Consider the following 19963-nt stretch of genomic DNA (forward strand, 5'->3'; position numbering starts at 1 on the left):
GTGATAAAATGAGGATTTTACATACTTCAGACTGGCATTTGGGAAAAAGCCTTGAAAATTTTTCAAGGATTGAAGAGCAGGAGAAATTTTTAGAGGATTTTGTGCAGATGGTGGAGGAAAATAATGTAGACCTGGTCATAATTGCCGGGGATATATACGATTCTTCAAACCCTCCTGCAAGGGCGGAAATGCTTTTTTACACAACTTTAAAAAACTTTCCAACGGGGAAAGAGTGATTTTGGTCATAGCAGGAAATCATGATAATCCAGAGAGGCTTTCAGCTGCAAGCCCCCTTGCATATGAACATGGAGTGATACTTTTAGGTACTCCTAAAAGTATTGCTCCTAAAGGAGACTTTGGAAAGTTTAAAATTTTAGATTCGGGAGAAGGTTTTTTAGAAATAGAGTTAAAAGGCGAAAAAGCTGTAATTATAGCTCTTCCTTATCCCAGTGAAAAAAGGCTAAATGAAATTTTTACATCAGAATTGGAGGAAGAGAAAAGGCAGAAAAGTTACTCTGAAAGAGTTGGTGAAATTTTTAATGACCTTTCGAAAAAATACAGAGAAGATACTATAAACATTGCGGTATCTCATATTTTTGTTGCAGGAGGTGAGGAGTCAGGTTCAGAGAGGCCTATTCAGTTAGGAGGAAGTTTTACAGTAGAAATAAGGCACCTGCCACAAAAGGCGCAGTACATAGCTCTCGGACACCTTCACAAACCTCAGAGAATTTCTTCTACTCTTCCTGCTTATTATTCTGGTTCCCCTCTTCAGTACAGCAAAAGTGAGATGAACCATTCTAAATGTGCTTATTTAGTAGATTTAAAGGTAGGAGAACCTGCACTTGTGAAGGAAATATATTTTAAAAATTACAAGCCTATTGAAGTGTTTAGGTGTAATGGTATAGAGGAGGCTTTAGAGATTTGCAATGAATACAGGGATAAAGATATATGGGCATATTTCGAGATTAAAACTGAGTCTCCACTGCCTTCTTCAAAGATAAAAGAAATGAAGAGCATATTACCGGATATAGTTGAAATAAAGCCAATTTTGCCAGAGGATGAGATGGAAATTGAAGACTATGAGATAGATGATAAAAGTGTAAAGGAACTTTTTGAAGAATTTTATTTAAAGGAAAACAAAATTCCTCCAACAGAGGAGGTTTTAGAACTTTTTATGAGTATAGTAAAGGAAGAGGATGAGGAAGATGAGACCTCTGAAGCTTAAAATTGCTGGGCTTAATAGTTTTGTAGAAGAACAAATTATTGATTTTGAAGTCCTAACAGAAAAAGGACTTTTTGGCATATTTGGTCCCACAGGAAGTGGAAAATCCACTATTATAGATGCAATTACTCTTTCAATGTACGGGAAAATTCCCAGAAATAGCAAGGATTTTATAAATACTCAATCTACATCTATGTCTTTGACATACCAGTTTGAAATAGGTGTTGATGGGGCAAGAAAAAGGTATATAGTTGAGAGAAATGTAAAAAGGGACGCAAAAAGCGGCGGTTATAAAACTACATTAGCAAGACTGCGGGAAATAGGGGAAAGTGGAGAAAGAGTTTTGGCAGAAAAAGATAGGGAAGTTCAGCAAAAAATAGTGGATTTAATTGGACTTACAGCAGAGGATTTTACTCGTTCTGTAGTGCTTCCACAAGGGAAATTTAGTGAATTTTTAAAGCTAACAGGCAAAGAAAGAAGGGACATGTTAGAGAGGATTTTTGGCTTAGAAAAGTATGGAAGCAAATTACTTGTTAGAATAAGAGATGTAAAGAGAGAAAAAAGTAATTTATTGAATGAGGTAATTGCGAAGTTGAGTCAGCACGAAGGTGTTACTAAAGAAGCATTGGAAGATTTAAAGAAAAAGTTTGAGATTTTAAAAGAAGAAGAGAAAACTTTAAAAGAACAAAAGGATAAATTAGATAAAGAAAGGGAAAAACTTAAAGGGATATGGGAAAAACAGCAGGAGTTAAATCAATTTTTGCAGAAGAAGGAAGTCTTAGACCAGCAATTAAAAGAAATAGAAGGTAAAAAGGAAAAGTTAAAAAAAGCGGAAAAGGCATTATCAGTAAAACCGTATATAGACTCTTTAGTGGAGACAGAGAAAAAACTCATTTCAAATCAAAAGGATGTGGAAAAGTATTCTAAAGAGTTGGAGGAGGCTGAAAAATTACTTGAGAAGGTAGAAAAAGAATATGAGGCTTCATTAAAAGAAAAGGAAGAAAAAATTCCTCTCATAATTGAAAAGGAAGAAAGGCTTAAAAGGGCTTTTAAACTGAGAGATGAGATAAAAAAGATTAATAGTGAAAGGGAGAAACTTGTAAAGGAGTATAAAGATTTAAAAAAGCAGATAGATGGGATAGGAAGAGAAATAAAAGCCCTGTCCGATTCTATAGATATAGCAAAAAAAAGCTTAAGTGAGAAGGAAAAAAGAATTAATGAAATTAAAGTTGATTCGAATAAAAGGGAAAAAATTTTTGCTGCTTTTGAGATTCAGAAAGAGTTTGAAAGGGCAGACAAAGAGAAAAAAGAAAAGGAGAAAAGAATTTTAGAATTAAAAGAGCTAATAGGTAAGCAGCAGAAAGATATTGAAAAAATAGATAATTTATTGAAACGAAAAGAAAAAGAAATACAAGAGGTTGACAATAATATAAAAAAACTTGAAATGCAAAAGCCTCCCACAAATGAAGACCTTTTGGACCTGCAAAAAAGTTTAGAAAGAAAAAGAGTAGAAATTTTAGAATTGAAAGAAAAAGAAAAGTTAAAAAATGAGGCGGAAAATAATTTAAAAGAAATTTTAAAAATAAAAGAAGAAATAAATAATGAGATAAAAGAGATTGAAGAGAAATTAAAAAATAAAAATAATAGTTTGGAAGAAGTAAAAAAAGATATAGAGGAACTTGTAAAAAACAACATGGCAGGTGAACTGGCAGAGGGATTAAAAGAAGGTGTTCCCTGTCCTGTCTGTGGTTCGATTCATCATGTAAGATTGGCACAAAAGGTAGAGGAAGACTTAATAAAAGAAAAGCAGGAAATAAAGGCAAACTTAGAAAAGGATATAATGGACTATCAAAGTAAGCTTTTTAAATTAAAAGGTGAATTATCAGGAATAGAAGTCAAAGAAGAGATGTATAAGAAAGAATATGATAAACTGTGGGATATATTAAAAGACATTAACCTTTTAAAGTTAGAAGAAGAATTAAATAAGATGGAGTCTGATTTTATACAGTGGAAAGAAAAATTAGAAAAATGGAATAAGAGTAAGGAAGAATTAGAGACCTTAATTAAAAATTAAAGGAGGAAAAAGCAAGTTTAGATTTAGAACATACAAGATTAAAAGAAGGTATAAATAAAGATATTAGCCTTTTGAAAGAGTTTGAGTCTTCTCTTGAGGCTATTAGTATAACTTACAGTGAATTAGAAGGTCAGTTAAGAATATCAAGGGAAGAATTGGGGATTTCAGATTTTAAAGAAAAAGTGGAGGAAATAAATCAAAAAGAGAGGGAAATAGAAGGGCTGAGGAATGAAATAGAGAATTTTAAAAATACGATTGAAGAATTGACAAATAAAAAGGAAACCCTTTCAAACAATCTCAATGCTCTTTCAATAAGGAAAGGACAGATAGAGGAAATAGGTAAGGAAAAAAGTAAAAACCTTCGGGAGAGGCAGCAGGAGTTTGATTCTTTATCAGAAGGTAGAGACATAGAAGAATATTTAAAAGAGATTCAGTATAATAAAGAAAAAATTACAAAAATGGAGAGTGCTTTAAAAGAAACTTTAGAAAGGGCAAGAAAGGATAAACAAAATATAGAGAGTAAAAAGATATCTACCCTTGAGAGTCGGGACCTTTTAAATAATATGTTTAGGGAACAAAGTGAAAAATTAGAAAATGCTCTATTAGAAAAGGGATTCAAGGATAAAAAAGAGGCTTTGGAGTATTTATTAGACAGTGAAAATATTAAAAAAATTGAGGAAGAAATTAAGAATTTTGAAAATGAATATGTATCTGTAAACAAAAGTATAGACAGACTGATGGAGATATTGCAAGGGCAGAAAATTAATGAAGAAGAATGGAATCAATTAGAAGAAAGCATTAAAGGGTTGGAACAGGTCTTAAACGAAAAAAGGAAGGAAATAGGCGCTACAGAAAAGGCTATTTCAGATATGCAAGAGAATTTGCAAAAAGTAGAAGAATTTACGAAGCAGAAAAAGGAATTAGAGCGTGTAGTGGATATATTAAATGAATTGGACAATCTTTTTCAGGGGAATAAATTTGTAGATTTTATTGCCGCAAGACAGCTTAAATATATAACCTTTTTTGCATCAAAAAGGCTTAAGGAAATAAGCAGGGGAAGGTATGCCCTTGAGATTGATTCAGACAACAATTTTGTAATGAGAGATGACTTCAATGGCGGAGTAAGAAGGTCTGTAGATACTTTATCTGGCGGTGAAACTTTTTTGACATCCCTTTCTTTAGCTTTGGCTCTTTCTTCTCATATACAATTAAAGGGAAGAGCCCCTTTAGAATTCTTTTTCTTAGATGAAGGTTTTGGAAGTCTTGACGCGGAACTTTTGGATATAGTGATGACCTCTTTAGAAAGGCTTAAAAAAGACAAAATGGTAGTGGGCATAATAAGCCATGTAGAAGAATTAAAAGACAGAGTACCTGTAAAACTAATTGTTACACCACCTGCCGTCTCTGGCGAAGGGAGTAAGGTGAGAATAGAATATACATAGAGAGAAGGGGATACCTTCTCTCTAAAACTGTCTTACAATTTTCTCAATTGCATCGAGAGTTTTTTCAATGTCTTTTTTACTTATGTAATAATGAGTTACAAATCTTACTGCAAAATCATTTCCGCCATTTATTAAAATTCCATGCTCTTTTAATTTTAGAGCAAATTCTTTGCCAGTCATTCCTGTTTTTGATATGTCGGTCATTACTATATTTGTTTGTACCGTTTCCAGGTCGAGGTTTATTCCCGGTATATTTTTTAATCCTTCTGCTAAAAATCTTGCATTGTCATGGTCTTCCTGTAGCCTTTTTGTCATTTTTTCAAGTGCTACAATGCCAGCAGCTGCAATAAAACCTGCTTGTCTCATTCCACCACCTAACATTTTGCGGTATTTTCTTGCTTTTTCAATGAAATCTTTTGTGCCGACGACTACCGACCCAATAGGGGCGCATAAGCCTTTGGAGAGGCAAAACATTACGCTGTCAGTGTATTTTGCAATTTCTTTTACATCTACATTGAGATAAGTAGCGGCATTGAATATTCTCGCACCATCTAAATGAACAGGTATATTGTGTTTTTGAGCTATTTCGTATATTTCCTTCATAATTTCAATTGGAGTTACAGTGCCACCAGCTCTGTTATGAGTATTTTCAAGGCAGATAAGACTTGTGACGGAGTAATGTATGTCCTTTGGCCTTATGGCCTTTTCTACATCGGCAGGATTTAAGACACCTTTGTTGCTTTTCAAAGCTTTTGTCTGTACGCCTGCAAGGTATCCCACTCCTCCAACTTCATAAGTTATGATATGGCAGTTTTCTTCTACAATAATTTCTTCTCCTGGATGAGTGTGAGTCATTATTGAGACTTGGTTACCTTGTGTACCGCTTGTTACTAGCATTGCTGCTTCTTTTCCCAACATTTCTGCTGCCATTTCTTCAAGTTTTCTCACTGTAGGGTCTTCGCCGTAGACGTCATCACCTACTTCAGCCTTGTACATAGCTTCTCGCATTTCTTGTGTTGGAAGAGTTATTGTATCGCTTCTCAAATCTATATATTTCATTTTTATCCCCCTATCAACTTAAGCTTACTTCCATTATATCACATCTCATAAAAATTTCATTTGTCAACAAACTAAAGCGACGATCTGCTTAACAAAGCAGGTCGTCGCTGTCGAAAAGAAGGGATATTTTATGGGTGACCTTTATTTCAAAGGCTTGTGTACAAACCACCAGTCAAAAGCTTCAATTTCTTTTGATTTAATTTTTTCTTTTCTTTCATTTGCAGAAGCTTCATTAGTGGATGGTGGGACTATTACATGGTCTTTAATTAAGTAGTTGTTTGGCCATTTCTCAGGGAGTGCCACCCCGTATTGGTCTGCTGTTTGCAATGCTTTTAATGCTCTTAATATTTCATCTACATTTCTTCCAACTTCTTGTGGATAATACATTATAAGTCTTATTGTTCCTTTGTCGTCTACTATAAATACTGCTCTTACAGTATTGGTGCCTTTGCCTGGATGAATCATTCCTAATTGGTTAGAGACTTTTCCTAAGTCATCAGCTATGACTGGGAAAGGAATAGCTATGTTTGTGTTGTCCTTTATCCACTCTACCCATTTTATGTGGGAGAAAACTTGGTCAACTGATAGACCTATTAATTCAGTGTTTAATTCTTTAAAGTCATTAGCTTTCCTTGCAAATTCTACAAATTCTGTTGTGCAAACTGGTGTAAAGTCTGCTGGGTGGCTAAAAAGCACAAACCATTTTCCCGCGTAATCCTCAGGCAGTCTCTTTACTCCGTGAGTGGTCACTACTTCCATAGATGGGAATTTTTCTCCTAACAATTTCATCCTAATTTCTTCCATTTTTAAACCCCCTTAATTTTTTCATTACATTTTTTGCATATGCCATAAACATTTATGTCAACATTTCTAATTACAAAGCCTTTTAATTCTTCTACATTTATAATTTCCTCTGATACGGGAAAATCGTATACGTTGCCACATATTTCACATTTAAGGTGTCCGTGAAAGTAAGTGTTTATATCATATCGCAATTCTTTTTCTTTCAAAGATAAAGCATTTACAACTCCTTTTTCCATAAACAATTCCAATGTGTTGTAAACACTGGTTTTTGAAAGGGTTGGTATTTCGCTTATCAAGTATTGATAAATGTCATCAGCTGTTGGGTGTATTCTATTGTTTAAAAGGTATTCTAATACTTTTATCCTTATGGTAGAAGGCTTTATATCATGTCTCTTTAAATAATCTTTTAATTGCTCTATTGTATAAGTCATTTTCATTACTTCTTTCTCACGATTATTTTGCTGCGTAGTAGCATCTTTTGGGAGACATTATCAAGTCCTCTTTTTTTAGCTCTTTTATAGCTTTGTCTACTTCTTTTTTGTCTAAATTAGCTTTTTGAGCAATATCTCCTGGTCTTAAAGGTTCAGAGGATTCTTTTAAAGTTTTTAGTACCAACTCTTTTACTTCCATTTATCCCACCTCGTTTGTATTAAATTTAATTTTGTATTAATTTCAATTTTATTATAATATTAATTTTTAGTTTTGTCAACAGTTTTTTGTTTTATTTTTTCCTTCATGAGGAGAAATTATTTAAAAATGAATTAGTAATCTTCAAGATAGTGTAAAATTATCGTAGGATTTTTAAAGTGAAAAAAACAAGAGACAACCCCTGTGATAAAATAGAAATAGGAAACAAAACATCACAGAAAGGGGTGTCTCTTGTGAAAAAATATATTTTTGAAGATATTATACTACAAAATGCTCTAAATTTCACTAGAGAAGTGATAGAAATTTTTGGTGATTTATTAAACGAAGGAATGGATATTACAAGACTTGTAGCAAGAATAAAGGAAATCACGGACAAACTAGGTAGTGAAGTAATAGAAGCAATTATTGAAGAGTTAGATAGGATAATAAAAGAAGACAAGAGAAGGAAAGAAAAATGGATAGTAGAAAGAAAAGATAAAAAGAGGTTAACGACAATTCTTGGAGATATTGAATATGAGATGACATATTACAAATCTAGGCAGGATGGGAGATATACATATTTGGTGGATGATGCATTAGAGATAGGGCGGCACGATAGGATAGAAAAGGGAGTAAAGATAAAGTTAGTAGAAAACGCGATAGAAGAATCATATGAAAGAAGTAGTAAAAAAGCATGTCCAGAGGAGCTAAGTAAACAGACGGTATTAAACGCAATAAGGGAAATAGGAGAAGTAGAAGTAAAGAGAGAAATAAAAGAGAAGAAAGAAGTAAAGGTATTATACATAGAGGCAGATGAAGACCATGTACCTTTACAAGAGGGTGGAGATGAAACACCTCGATTGGTGTACATACATGAAGGGAGGGAAGAGAGAAACGGAAGAAACGTACTGAAAAATGTGTATTACAAGGCATACGTAGGAGAGAAAGCTGAAGACATATGGATAGATGTAGCAAATTACATAGAAGAAAATTACAAGGAAGAGAAGATAGAGAAGATATACATAGCAGGAGATGGAGCGCCGTGGATAAAAGAGGGATTAGAGTGGATAGTAAAATCAAGGTTTGTGTTAGACAGATATCATTTAAACAAATACGTATTAAAAGCTACATCGAAAGAGCCAAAATACAGGGATAAGATATGGAGAGCAATAAATGAAGGAGATAAAGAAGAACTAAAGAAGGTATTTAATGAACTAATAAAGGTAACAAAGGAAGAGAGAGAAAAAGAGAAGGTAAAAGAGGCCAAGAGGTACATACTAAATAATTGGGAAGGAGTAGAGATATACAGTAAAGACAAAGATGTAATAGGGTGCAGTGCAGAAGGGCATATAAGTCATGTATTTTCTTCTAGATTAAGTAGGAATCCATTAGGATGGAGTAGAGAAGGATTAAAGTTAATGGCGAAATTAAGAGTATTCAGCAAGAATGGAGGAGATTTGAGAGAAATAGAATGGGGTAAGAAAGAGAATATAAATGAAGGGAGCTACAAATTAACGAAGAAGCAAATAAAAGAGGCGGTAAGGAGAGTTAAAACGTCTACAAATGAAAAAATAAATAATATTACGGTTTTGAATATAGGGAAAGTAACACCAATATATAAGGTTTTAAGAGCAATAAAATATGCGCAAGTTATATAAAATGCATGATAAGTTGAAGGCGGAAATTAACTAAGTTTCAGGGGTTGTCTTAAAAAAATCCTACAGTATCTTGACACTATCAATCTTCAAAAAAACATTGACAATTTTAAAGGAAAAGTATATTATAATAGTAGAATGCATTCGGTTGCATAAAAGTTTTAGCATTTCTCCCCGATTTGATTAATTTTCATAATTAATCAAATTCTTTTTTTAATCTGACGATGCATTCGATTGCATTTACTAAAAAGAATAGGAGAGATTAAATAATGTCTGAAATAAGATATGACATCATAACTGGTAAAATGGTGATTATAGCTACGGAGAGGGGAAAGAGACCTCATGATTTTAAAATAGTTCATAGTGAAAAGAAAAACAACGTTTGTCCTTTTTGCCCAGGAAATGAAGAGATGACTCCTCCTACTTTAGTTGAAATTAAGGATAAAAAAGGGAAGTGGTTAGTTAGAGGATTTGAAAATAAATTTGCAACAGTGAACACAGATTTAAAGAGTTTTGAGGTACCATCCCTTTATAAAGCGGAATATGGTTATGGTGTAGCAGAGGTAATAGTAGAATCACCAGACCATAATGCAACTTTTGGGAGATTAACTTTAGAACAAATGCAAAAAGTTTTTATAGCGATTATTGAGCGATACAAAAGAATTTCTCAAGACGATAAAATAAAATACATTCAAGTGTTTAAAAATTTTGGAGCAAGAGGAGGAGCTTCCTTAGAACACGGGCATTGGCAGATTATAGCTACTTCTTTTATTCCAGATGTAGTAGAAAAAGAGGTAACAGGTATACAAGAATATATTAAGAAGAAGGGCAAATGTCCTTATTGTGAAATTGTCAAATGTGAAAAAGAAGAAGGTAAAAGGATAATAGGTGAAAATGAGAATTTCATTGTTATCGCTCCTTATGCATCTCAATATCCTTATGAGTCATGGATAATACCCAAAGAGCATCAAGAGCGATTTGAAGAGTTAAAAGAAGAAAATATTGCAAATTTGACCGAAATTTTGAAGCCTCTTATAGAAAAGTACGAGAGAGAATTTAACTTTCCGCCATATAATATTGTGGTTCATACAGTACCAATTTCTGATATAAGAAATTATCATTGGCATATTGAAATTATTCCAAGGCTTACTGTGGCAGCTGGTTTCGAGTTAGGGACAGGAGTTTATATAAATCCTGTGCCACCAGAATTGGCAGCATCAGTTTTAAGAATAGAATGAAATTCTATTGAAAGAAGTGGTCAAATGTATATTGGTAAAACCTTCAACTTTGAAGATATACCTACAAAACTGAAAGATATAATTAAAAATATAGATAAAGACAATTTTAAAAAGTTTAGATGGTTTCAGGAGAAGGCTTATAATATTTTAGATATATTTTTATTTGATTATGCAATATTGTCTAAAAAGGAAGCTGAGATTATAATTGCAGCTATTATAGCTTTTGTGGTGAAAGCTCCAACGAGTAAGAAAGAGATTACTTTGCTTTATTATGTGCCTTTAATTATAACTCCTTATTTTAGGAATAATGATTTAATAGATATTATTGAGAGTCCAAATTTAAAAGCTTTTATATACGATGGAATTGACGATATAAATTATGTTAAGTTTTTAAATAAAGCGTTAAGTGAAGAAACAGTTATAAAATTTGAGTCTGGTGCCCAATTAATTCCTTATAATCTTAAAAAAGACGATATATACAGTTCACGAAGGCTGAGCAATAAGTCCAGTAATAGTTTAACATTTTTACAAAAAGATGAAATAATAAAGACTTATAGAAAATTTGTAAAAGGAGTTAATCCTGACCTTGAAATGACTTTTGAACTTAAAAATGCAGGTTTTGGAAATGTTCAGGATATAAGAGGTTATTTTTTATATGAAGACAGTAGCGGAGATAGGTATACTGTTGCTATAATAGTGGAACACATTAAAAACATGGGAGACATGTGGCAATATACGCAAGAGTATCTGTCTTCTGTAATTTCTACTTTATCCGATTATGAGGAAATTGAAGAAAGTTACGTAGAAGGATACTTGAGCAATTACTTTGAAGAGGTAAGAGAGATAGCAAGGATAATTGCCGATATGCATATTAAATTGTCTTATATTGATAAAGAAGATTTTGCGAAAAGAAATGTTGAAATATCAGATGTTGAAGAAGTGTTGAAGAGCATAAAAAATAATTTCGCTAAACTTTTAAATTTTATAAAATTGTCTACTTTTGATGAACAAATAACTTCAATGATAGAAGAGATTGTAAGGCAACAAGAGTTTTTAATGAGCAAATTAGAAGAATTTAAAGATACTGCTGTTTTTGGCAAATATATAAGATGTCATGGAGACCTACACTTAGAGCAAATTTTAAAGACTGAAGAGGGATATGTGATAATAGATTTTGAAGGGGAACCGACAAAACCTATTGAGGTGAGGAGAAAAAAAATATCTCCCTTAAAAGATGTGGCAGGCATGGTACGTTCTTTTAGTTATGCTGCTTATGCTGCTTATTTTAATTATCTTAATGCAAAAGGTAAGTTGCAGGATGAAAAAATAGAAAAAGTGCTGTCAGTGTGGGAAGAAGCTGTCACGGAGACTTTTGTAGAAAACTATTTGGAATTGGTGACAAGGGAAGCACCAGACATTATACCAGAAGGTGAAAATTTCGATAAGGCTTTAGCTATTTTTAAATTAGATAAAGCTCTTTTTGAAGGAATTTATGAGGTAAATAATAGACCTTCTTGGTTTAAAATACCTTTAAAAGGTATTTTAGGGTGTATTGAGGATTTGAAATTAGAAAAACACGGATCGGAGGTAAACTATGGATAAGTTAAAAGTTACAATGTTTACAAATGAATACCCTCCTAATATTTACGGTGGAGCTGGTGTTCATGTAGATTATCTTGTTAGGGAACTGTCTAAACTGATGGAAGTAGATGTGAGATGCTTTGGTGACCAAGATTATACGGCTGATAATCTAAAAGTCCGTGGATATAAACAGTGGGATAAGTTAAAGGAAAATTCAGATCCAAGATATCAGAAAGTTTTGGGGCCTTTTTCCATTGATTTGGCAATGGTGAAGGATGAGATAGACTCAGATATTTTACACTGCCATACCTGGTATACTTTTATGGCGGGCTTTTTAGCTAAAAAATTGTATGATAAACCTCTTGTGGTTACAATTCACAGCCTTGAGCCTTTAAGGCCATGGAAAGAAGAACAGTTAGGCAATGGATATAAGCTAAGTTCTTGGATGGAAAGAACAGGAATTGAAGCCGCCGATAGGGTTATAGCAGTTTCCAAGGGGTCGAAAGAAGATATATTGAAGTATTACAATATTCCAGAAGAAAAAGTTGAAGTTATATATAACGGCATAGATTTGAACCAATACCAGAAAACAGATAGAAATATTGCTCGCAAAAAATATGGAATTGAGGGTAAATACATTCTCTTTGTAGGAAGAATATCAAGGCAAAAGGGCATTACTCATTTAATAGATGCAGTAAAGTATCTACCTAAGGATATAAAGGTTGTATTATGCGCTAGTTCTCCAGATACCCAAGAGGTTTTAGAAGAAGTAGAGCAAAAAGTTAAACTTTACGACAATATTATTTGGATAAATAAAATGGTGGAAAAAGAAGAAATTATAGAGTTATACAGCAATGCGGAAGTTTTTGCATGCCCTTCTGTTTATGAGCCTTTTGGCATAATAAACTTAGAAGCAATGGCTTGTAAAACTCCTGTTGTGGCAAGTGCTACAGGAGGAATTAAAGAGGTTGTAGTTCATGAAGAGACAGGATTCCTTGTAGAACCAGGCAATCCTGAAGAATTAGCAAAATATATAAACATACTTTTAAATAACAAAGATTTAGCTATAAAATTTGGAGAAAATGGGAGAAAACGTGTTGAAGAGATGTTTAGTTGGGAAAGCATTGCTAAAAAGACTTATGAGATGTACAAGGATGTAATAGAGAAATATAAAAAATAAATGCGCTAAGGCAGGGGTGACAATTGCCCTGCTTTGTTTATTTGTGCTATAATAAATTTAAAAATAATGGATGGTGTGGCGATGGAAGGACAATCTTTTCTTTATAATGCAATAATAAATTATGGATATATAGCGCTTTTTATAGGGCTTATGATTGAAGGAACGGGAATGCCAGGCCCTGTAGAAATATTATTTTTTGCGGCAGCGTATTTAGTCACAAAAGGGGATATGAACCTTTTTTATGTTATAGTCATCGCTGCTTTAGGAAATGTGACAGGAAATGTGATAGCTTATTTGGTAGGCTATTATAAAGGTAGGCCTGTTGTTGAAAAATACGGTAAATATTTAAAAATAACAGTAAAAGACCTTGAAGCTATGGATAAATGGTTTGCTAAATATGGAGGATTTACGGTTTTATTAGGTAGGCTTGTAGGTCTTCCAAGGACGCCGGCTATTTGGGCTTCAGGTATAACCCGTATGAATTTTACTGTGTATGTGATATTTTCTGCTATTGCTGATTTTATATGGTCTACTTTTTGGGCAGTAGTGTCTTATCTTGCTGCTATGCAATTGATTAAAATAGACTTTTTTGCGAAAAGTCAACCGCCTTGGGTATATTTTGCTTCTACAATAGGCTTTATGATATTTTTATATATAGTTTGGAGGGTACTTCTTTGGATGAAAGAAAAGTATCTAACGTAATTTTTGAGAAGATAACAAATGTTTCTGAACTTTTAGATATAGAGGATATATGGCATGAGTTAGAGAATGTGGCGGAAATTTATCCTTTTAATACTTTTGAATGGGTGTTAAACTGGTGGAAACATTTTGGATATGGTAAAAAAATGTTGGTATTACTGGTTTATGAAGAAAATATGCCCATTGGAATTGCGCCTTTTATGATAACATATTTTGAAAAAGGACTTTTGGTTAAAAGGATAAAATTTATAGGTTCTAACAATAGTGATTATCTTGATTTTATCGTGAGAAAAGGACATGAAAATGAATTTTATACAAGCTTAGTAAATTTTTTGGAAAGATATATAGATGCTTTTACTGTTTTAGATTTGGAACATATTCCTGAAAAGAGTGAGTTTTTCCCCTATATAATGGGTAGTAACCTTTATTACGATTATGATGTGCAAGATGTATGTCCTTATGTGGAATTACCTCAAAGCTGGGAAGAATATTTAAATAGTTTAGATGGAAAATTTAGACGAAATCTCAATTATGAAATCAGAAGATTTTTTAAGGAATATGACGGAAGTTTTTCAATGGTGAAGGATATAGAATCGATAGATAGAGCAATGGATAATTTAATAGTTCTTCATCAAAGGCGATGGAGACAAAGGCACATGCCTGGAGCTTTTTATTCTAAGAGGATAAGGGAGTTCCACAAGGATGTGGCAAAAGACATGTTATCAAAAGGAGAATTGAGTCTTTTTGAATTAAAAGACGGGGGAAAAACAGTTGCTAGTCTTTTAAGTTATCATGTAGGGGGTAAAAGGTATTATTATATAAGCGGTTATGACTTGGATTATAGCAAAAGAAGTGTTGGCACTATAACTTTAGGTCTTGCTATAAAGCAGTCTATTGAAGAAGGAGATAGAATATTTGACTTTTTAAGAGGAGATGAAGAGTACAAAAAAAACTGGACTTCTTCAAAAAAGCGAAATATGCGATTTGTGGCGGCAAGGCCCACAATGGCAGGCAAATTTTTCTGCTACTACATAATTGCGGAAAACAAAATTATCAAAAAAATTAAAGACAGGTTTAGTGGATAGAACCTGTCTTTCCTATATTAAGAAGGTAAGAGGGTTTAGGGAGTCACAGGTTTAGCGTAAAAGAATTTAATAGGGTCACTGTATTTAGGCACTACTATTTTATCAGAAGTTTGTATATCTACTTTGATACCATAAAATCTTAAAGTATCTACTATTCCGCCTTTTAAATTAATGGCTGCTTGTAATGTGTCAGGGTCTCCTATTGCTTTTATTACGTAAGGAGGAGCGTACCTTGTAGAGTTTATGTTTATTGTGGGGCCTACACATCGTATCTCAGACATTGCAATTATTCTTTGGTCATTTATAGCTATTGCTTCAGCACCACCCGCTTTCAATTCATTTACAATATTTAATAAATCTTCATCGTGGACTAAGTACAAATTAGGGTCTTCGCCGTCTCGAGGCTGTAAGTCGCTGTCATTTACCGTTACTATAACTCCTGGGCCTACCATATCTGTAAGTCCTGCTAAAATTTTATATTTTTCAACATCCTGCTGTAGATTTTTTAAAGCGGCATCATCTTTTGATGCAGCATCTTCGTACTCTTTAAATCTTTTAGTGAGTTCTTCTAATTGCTGTTCTAAATTTGCCTTTTCTTCTTGAGCTTTTTTGAGCTGCTGAGTAAGTTCTTCTAATCTTGCATAATTTGTAGCTGAAATAGAGGTAGGAGGTCTATTGCCGCCTTGTACAGTTTTAAATTGCATAGAAATCATGAGACCCATTGCAATAAATACAAGCATCAAGGATAAAGTTTGTAATGTCTTTCCTTTCAATTTCTCCACATCCTTTCTCTATATAAAAAGACGCATTCATCTTGCTTTTGGTTTCAGCTTATATACATTTCTATAAATAACTGTAACACTCTATAAATACTATAACACGGAAAATATTAAAATTTATTAAGAAATTATTAAGTTTTTATTACAAAAAGGTTACAAAAAACTCTGATACTTTTCATATCAGAGTTTCAGGAGAGTCTTCTTTTATTGCGTTTTCTATGGAGTTTTTAAGGGATAATATTTCCTCTAATTCTTTATTGTATTTATCTATTTTAAACATGGTACTTTTGTATATGCGTATATCTTCTTCATTTTTTTGTATACATTTTTTAAGAGAGTTTTTTACGGTTTCAAAAAGCGCATCATAAGTGATGTAATTATGTATTTCAAGGTCGGAGATTGGAACTGCGATTAATTCCTCACTTTCTATTTTATAGTGATAAAAAATGTTGTCAGGTTTTAAAACTATTTTTTCATCTATGCTTTTATCGTAGATTATTATACCTTCTCCTATTTCAAAGGTTTTTCCGCTATAACTTCTAAGTTTTATATTTTCGACTCCTATGTATTTTTTTATTGCCAAAAATATACTTTTTATTTCTGATATAGACTTTTCAAGCACCTCTTGCATTTTTTTACTTGCCATTTCTTTATCTTTTTCGCTTTTTATGAGTTCTTCCATCAAAGACTTTATTTCTTGTATATCTCCCATAAAATATCACCTCTTTCTTAATATTCCACAGAGGAATTATTTTAAACGTTGAATACATTAAATTATTGGAGGAAAAAATAGAATTGACTATTTTTTAAAGTTTGATAGACTTTTATTAATGGAAAATTAATGTTGAAAAGGAGAAGATATTATGAGCAAAATATCTGTAATAGGCTCTGGATTTGTCGGTGCTACTACTGCATACACACTGGCTTTGAGTGGTATTGCCAAAACTATTGTATTAATAGATATTAATAAAGACAAAGCGGAAGGTGATGCTCTTGATATAAGCCACGGTGTACCGTTTATTAGTCCAGTTGAAGTGTACGCGGGAGATTATGGTGATGCTGCAGGTTCTGACATAATAATTATTACAGCGGGAGCAGCACAAAAACCGGGGGAAACCAGACTTGACTTAGTGAAGAAAAACACAATGATTTTTAAAGACATAGTGGCAAAACTTATTAAAGTAAATGACACAGCAATATACCTTATAGTTACAAATCCTGTAGATATTCTTACATACGTTACCTATAAAATATCTGGTTTGCCATACGGAAGAGTATTGGGGTCTGGCACAGTTCTTGACAGTGCGAGATTCAGATATCTTTTAAGCAAACATTGTAACATAGATCCGAGGAATATACACGGATATATAATTGGGGAGCATGGCGATTCTGAGCTTGCAGCTTGGAGCATTACAAACATAGCAGGCATACCAATTGATAATTATTGCAATTTATGTGGAAGAGTATGTGAAAAAGATTTTAGAGAGGAGATTTTTAATAATGTTGTAAGAGCCGCTTATACGATAATAGAAAAAAAGGGTGCGACATATTATGCGGTTGCTCTCGCAGTAAGAAGAATTGTGGAAGCTATTTTCAGAGATGAAAATTCCATTTTGACTGTGTCATCTCCGCTAACCGGCCAATATGGTGTTACAGATGTGGCTTTGAGCCTTCCCTCCGTTGTTGGACGAAATGGAATCGTGAATATACTTGAATTACCACTTTCACAGGAAGAAATTGCTGCTTTTAGAAGGTCAGCCGAAATTATAAAAAGTGAAATACAAGAGCTTGATATATAAGAGGGGAAACCCTCTTTTTTGCATATAAAAAGTCACAGTGTGAAAATATAATAATTAAAACAATGATTTTTTAGGATGTGATGGCTGTGCAAAAGATAACACAACAAGAGATTATACTAAGTTCTTTTGTTGAAGTTCAAAATTTGGAAAAAATATTATTGGACAAAGTGAGAGAATATGGGAAAGAAGTGATGGACAATCAAACAAAAGCATTGCTAAAACAAATTGAAATAATGGTCAAAAACCACAAAGAGGATATAAAGAAAGCAGAAAAAACTATGCATATTGGCTCGCTTTCCAAAAAGAACATGTCTCAAGAGCCTTTAGACATGCTTCAAGATTTACTAAAAAATTTAGTCAATATTCAGGCTTTTTACAACGAAAGTGTCGTAAATATAACTAATCCATATGTAAGGCAATTGTTTACTCAAATGAGAGATGATGTTATGAGATTTATTTCTATTCTTCAAATGGAGATTGAAAGTCTGGAATCGAAACCTTCTATTCCAAATAACACAGTTTTAAATACACCGGAGATGAGTTAACATGAAAGTGGCTATTATTGGCGCTGGTGTTTCAGGGCTGGCTGCGGCGATTACTTTTCAAAGATATGGTATTACACCAGATATTTTCGAAAAAAAGTGCAAAATAGGTGAATTATTTAACCATGTTGCGGGGTTATTAAAAGTGATAAATAGGCCTATAAAGGATCCGCTTCATCATCTTAAAAATGTTTATGGAATAGAGGTTAAGCCAATTAACACAATTGACAAAATAGTTATGAAGGGGCCAACTGTAACGGCTTCTGTTACTGGGAGTAATCTTGGGTATATGATTTTAAGAGGGCAGGACGCAAACTCTCTTGAAAATCAATTGTATAATAAGTTAGAAATACCAGTTAATTTCAATATAGAAGCTGATTATAAAAAGTTAAAAAATAATTACGATTATGTCATTATTGCTACGGGAAGTTCGCAAATTCCAAAAGAATTGGGGTGTTGGCAAGAGCTGGTGACGACCTGGGTGAGAGTTGCAAATGTATTAGGAAATTTTGATACAAAAACTCTTATAATGTTGATAAATACTTTATACACTAAGAGCGGCTATGTGTATTTGATTCCTTACAATGAAAAAAGAGCTGTTTTAGCTATGGTTATACCTTACATTTCAAAAGAAGAGCTGCAGTATTATTGGGATACCTTTCTAAAGGTAGAGAAAATGAATGTAGATATTGTCAATATGGTGGATTTGCAGCATACTTCGGGTAATTGTTTTCCACAGCAATATGAAAACTTGCTTTTTGTTGGGAATGCAGGAGGGGCGATAGAGCCTTTTTTAGGATTTGGAACTTTTAACTCTATTATGAGTGGGGCAATAGCTGCTAAAAGCATAGCAGAGGGAATTGACTTTGAAAAAGAAATTAGTTTTTTGTCAAATGCTAATATAAAAATGTTGGAGTTTAGAAAAGCTTTAGACCTTATGGACAATGATAAATTGGACAAGTTTATAAAAATTCTTACTTTTCCTCCTGTGAAAAAACTTGTTTACAATACTAATTTCAATGCGATAAAATACGGTTCACTTTTTATGGAATATACAGTAAACAAGCTACACAATAAGCCTTATGAACATAGAAAGAGGGTATAAAAATGAAAGTGGCAATAATCGGCGCAGGAGTATCAGGCTTATGCTGCGCTTACATTCTTGAAAAATTAGGTGTACAGTGTGATATTTATGAAAGGAAGCATACAATTGGAAGCCTCTATTCTTTTGGAGAATTGCTGTTGCAAATTGTTCATAGGCCTCACAAAGATCCTCTTAAGTTTATGGAGAGTCAGTTTAGAATTTCTATTATACCTTTGACCAAAGTGAAAAAAATAATTATCAAATCTCCAAAAAACATAACAGTTATTAAGGGAGAAAATCTTGGATATATTGTGCAAAGAGGTCAAGAGCAAGAAAGTGTAGAAAACCAATTGGCAAAAAAAATAAATGCAAAGATAAATTTTAATATTAATGCGGATTACAAGGAATTAGCCAAATCTTACGATTATGTGGTAGTTGCTACAGGAAATAGTATGATAGCAAAACAACTTACAGAAGTTGAAAATATAGTTTCTTCAAGGATCAAAGGAGGAATTGCTTTAGGAGATTTTGAGCCTCATACTGTGTACTTATGGCTTAACACAATGTACGCGAGGTCAGGGTTTGGATATCTTGTACCTCTTAGTCAAAATAAAGCGTCAATAATTCTTGTGGCTACTTATACGCAAAAAGAAGAGATTGAAAATATGTGGTACACCTTTTTGTATCAAGAAAAACTAAATTATGAGATGATAGAAACTTTTGAGACGGAATTAGACATAAGTATAACAGATAGACACCAAATAGACAATATATATCTAATAGGAAATGCAGGAGGTTTTTTAGATCCTTTTTTAGGATTTGGACTTTTAAACGCTGTAGAAAGTGCGGTTTATTCAGCTGAATCAATAAAACATGGCGAAGATTATGAGAAAAAAGTAAAGAAAATAACAGATAAAGTTGATAAACTTGTAGATTTTAGGAAGATGATGGATAGTATAAAAAATGAAGACTATGATAGAATAGTAAAAGTGATTGGAAATCCTATAGTTAAAAGAGTGATGTACAAAACTAATTTAGATGTGATAAAATATTTACATTTTCTTGTGAAAATAACAAACAGGACCCAGTGATT

Annotated in this window: 17 protein-coding genes and 2 pseudogenes; 13 read left to right on the forward strand and 6 right to left on the reverse strand. The window is 33.0% G+C overall.

Annotation, left to right across the window (positions count from 1 at the left end; genetic code table 11):
* Positions 1–8 precede the first annotated feature (8 nt).
* From THEWI_RS14550 to THEWI_RS15365, 3 genes and pseudogenes are all read left to right on the forward strand, one after another.
* Positions 9–742 (forward strand): annotated as a pseudogene (locus THEWI_RS14550) (metallophosphoesterase family protein); the annotation flags it as partial.
* 45 nt (positions 743–787) lie between these two features.
* Complete coding sequence (locus THEWI_RS14555; RefSeq protein WP_244262343.1) at positions 788–1225, forward strand: exonuclease SbcCD subunit D C-terminal domain-containing protein; 438 nt, start codon at positions 788–790, stop codon at positions 1223–1225.
* Positions 1206–4738: pseudogene (locus THEWI_RS15365) on the forward strand (AAA family ATPase). Before THEWI_RS14555 ends, THEWI_RS15365 begins: the two are co-directional and overlap by 20 nt.
* Before the next feature lie 21 nt (positions 4739–4759).
* On the opposite strand, the gene ltaE reads toward THEWI_RS15365, so the two are convergent.
* The 4 genes from ltaE to THEWI_RS01350 all read right to left on the reverse strand — a co-directional run bounded on the left by ltaE (position 4760) and on the right by THEWI_RS01350 (position 7231).
* Complete coding sequence (gene ltaE / locus THEWI_RS01335) at positions 4760–5797, reverse strand: low-specificity L-threonine aldolase (protein ID WP_014062139.1); 1038 nt, start codon at positions 5795–5797, stop codon at positions 4760–4762.
* Positions 5798–5938: 141 nt separating this feature from the next.
* The gene (locus tag THEWI_RS01340; protein ID WP_004400278.1) at positions 5939–6601 is read right to left on the reverse strand and encodes a peroxiredoxin; all 663 of its coding nucleotides are present in this window, start codon (positions 6599–6601) and stop codon (positions 5939–5941) included.
* 2 nt (positions 6602–6603) lie between these two features.
* Positions 6604–7038, reverse strand: coding sequence for a Fur family transcriptional regulator (locus tag THEWI_RS01345; RefSeq protein ID WP_014062140.1), 435 nt, complete (start codon positions 7036–7038; stop codon positions 6604–6606).
* A 16-nt stretch (positions 7039–7054) separates the two neighbouring features.
* Positions 7055–7231: a MarR family transcriptional regulator gene (locus THEWI_RS01350; protein ID WP_003867080.1), complete on the reverse strand. Its 177-nt coding sequence runs from the start codon at positions 7229–7231 to the stop codon at positions 7055–7057.
* 251 nt (positions 7232–7482) lie between these two features.
* Between THEWI_RS01350 and THEWI_RS01355 the strand changes: the two genes are divergently transcribed.
* The 6 genes from THEWI_RS01355 (at position 7483) to THEWI_RS01380 (ending at position 14666) form a co-directional block, all read left to right on the forward strand.
* Positions 7483–8886, forward strand: a complete 1404-nt coding sequence (locus THEWI_RS01355) for an ISLre2 family transposase (protein ID WP_041589291.1) — start codon at positions 7483–7485, stop codon at positions 8884–8886.
* Positions 8887–9152: 266 nt separating this feature from the next.
* Positions 9153–10121, forward strand: coding sequence for a galactose-1-phosphate uridylyltransferase (gene galT / locus THEWI_RS01360; RefSeq protein WP_014062142.1), 969 nt, complete (start codon positions 9153–9155; stop codon positions 10119–10121).
* Positions 10122–10145: 24 nt separating this feature from the next.
* Positions 10146–11723, forward strand: a complete 1578-nt coding sequence (locus THEWI_RS01365) for a hypothetical protein (RefSeq protein ID WP_014062143.1) — start codon at positions 10146–10148, stop codon at positions 11721–11723.
* Positions 11716–12882: a glycogen synthase gene (gene glgA / locus THEWI_RS01370; RefSeq protein ID WP_014062144.1), complete on the forward strand. Its 1167-nt coding sequence runs from the start codon at positions 11716–11718 to the stop codon at positions 12880–12882. The genes THEWI_RS01365 and glgA overlap by 8 nt, the downstream gene beginning before the upstream one ends.
* 81 nt (positions 12883–12963) lie before the next feature.
* A complete protein-coding gene (locus tag THEWI_RS01375) occupies positions 12964–13584 on the forward strand; it encodes a DedA family protein (protein ID WP_003869092.1) in 621 nt (206 codons plus the stop codon).
* Positions 13557–14666 (forward strand): GNAT family N-acetyltransferase, encoded by a 1110-nt coding sequence (locus tag THEWI_RS01380; protein ID WP_014062145.1) that lies wholly within the window; start codon positions 13557–13559, stop codon positions 14664–14666. The genes THEWI_RS01375 and THEWI_RS01380 overlap by 28 nt, the downstream gene beginning before the upstream one ends.
* Before the next feature lie 35 nt (positions 14667–14701).
* Here the strand turns inward: THEWI_RS01380 and THEWI_RS01385 are convergent, their stop codons facing one another.
* A complete protein-coding gene (locus THEWI_RS01385) occupies positions 14702–15448 on the reverse strand; it encodes a DUF881 domain-containing protein (protein WP_014062146.1) in 747 nt (248 codons plus the stop codon).
* Positions 15449–15620: 172 nt separating this feature from the next.
* Positions 15621–16157, reverse strand: coding sequence for a hypothetical protein (locus tag THEWI_RS01390; protein WP_014062147.1), 537 nt, complete (start codon positions 16155–16157; stop codon positions 15621–15623).
* Positions 16158–16308: 151 nt separating this feature from the next.
* Here THEWI_RS01390 and THEWI_RS01395 point away from each other — a divergent pair, with 151 nt between their 5' ends.
* From THEWI_RS01395 to THEWI_RS01410, 4 genes are all read left to right on the forward strand, one after another.
* Positions 16309–17244 (forward strand): L-lactate dehydrogenase, encoded by a 936-nt coding sequence (locus THEWI_RS01395; protein ID WP_014062148.1) that lies wholly within the window; start codon positions 16309–16311, stop codon positions 17242–17244.
* 86 nt (positions 17245–17330) lie between these two features.
* A complete protein-coding gene (locus THEWI_RS01400) occupies positions 17331–17789 on the forward strand; it encodes a ferritin family protein (RefSeq protein ID WP_041589169.1) in 459 nt (152 codons plus the stop codon).
* Position 17790: 1 nt separating this feature from the next.
* The gene (locus THEWI_RS01405; protein ID WP_014062150.1) at positions 17791–18891 is read left to right on the forward strand and encodes an NAD(P)/FAD-dependent oxidoreductase; all 1101 of its coding nucleotides are present in this window, start codon (positions 17791–17793) and stop codon (positions 18889–18891) included.
* Positions 18892–18893: 2 nt separating this feature from the next.
* Positions 18894–19961 carry an NAD(P)/FAD-dependent oxidoreductase gene (locus THEWI_RS01410; RefSeq protein WP_014062151.1) on the forward strand — a complete coding sequence of 356 codons (1068 nt, stop codon included), beginning with the start codon at positions 18894–18896 and terminating at the stop codon, positions 19959–19961.
* The last annotated feature ends 2 nt before the right edge of the window (positions 19962–19963 follow it).

The organism is Thermoanaerobacter wiegelii Rt8.B1 (genome assembly GCF_000147695.2).
GTDB lineage: Bacteria > Bacillota > Thermoanaerobacteria > Thermoanaerobacterales > Thermoanaerobacteraceae > Thermoanaerobacter > Thermoanaerobacter ethanolicus.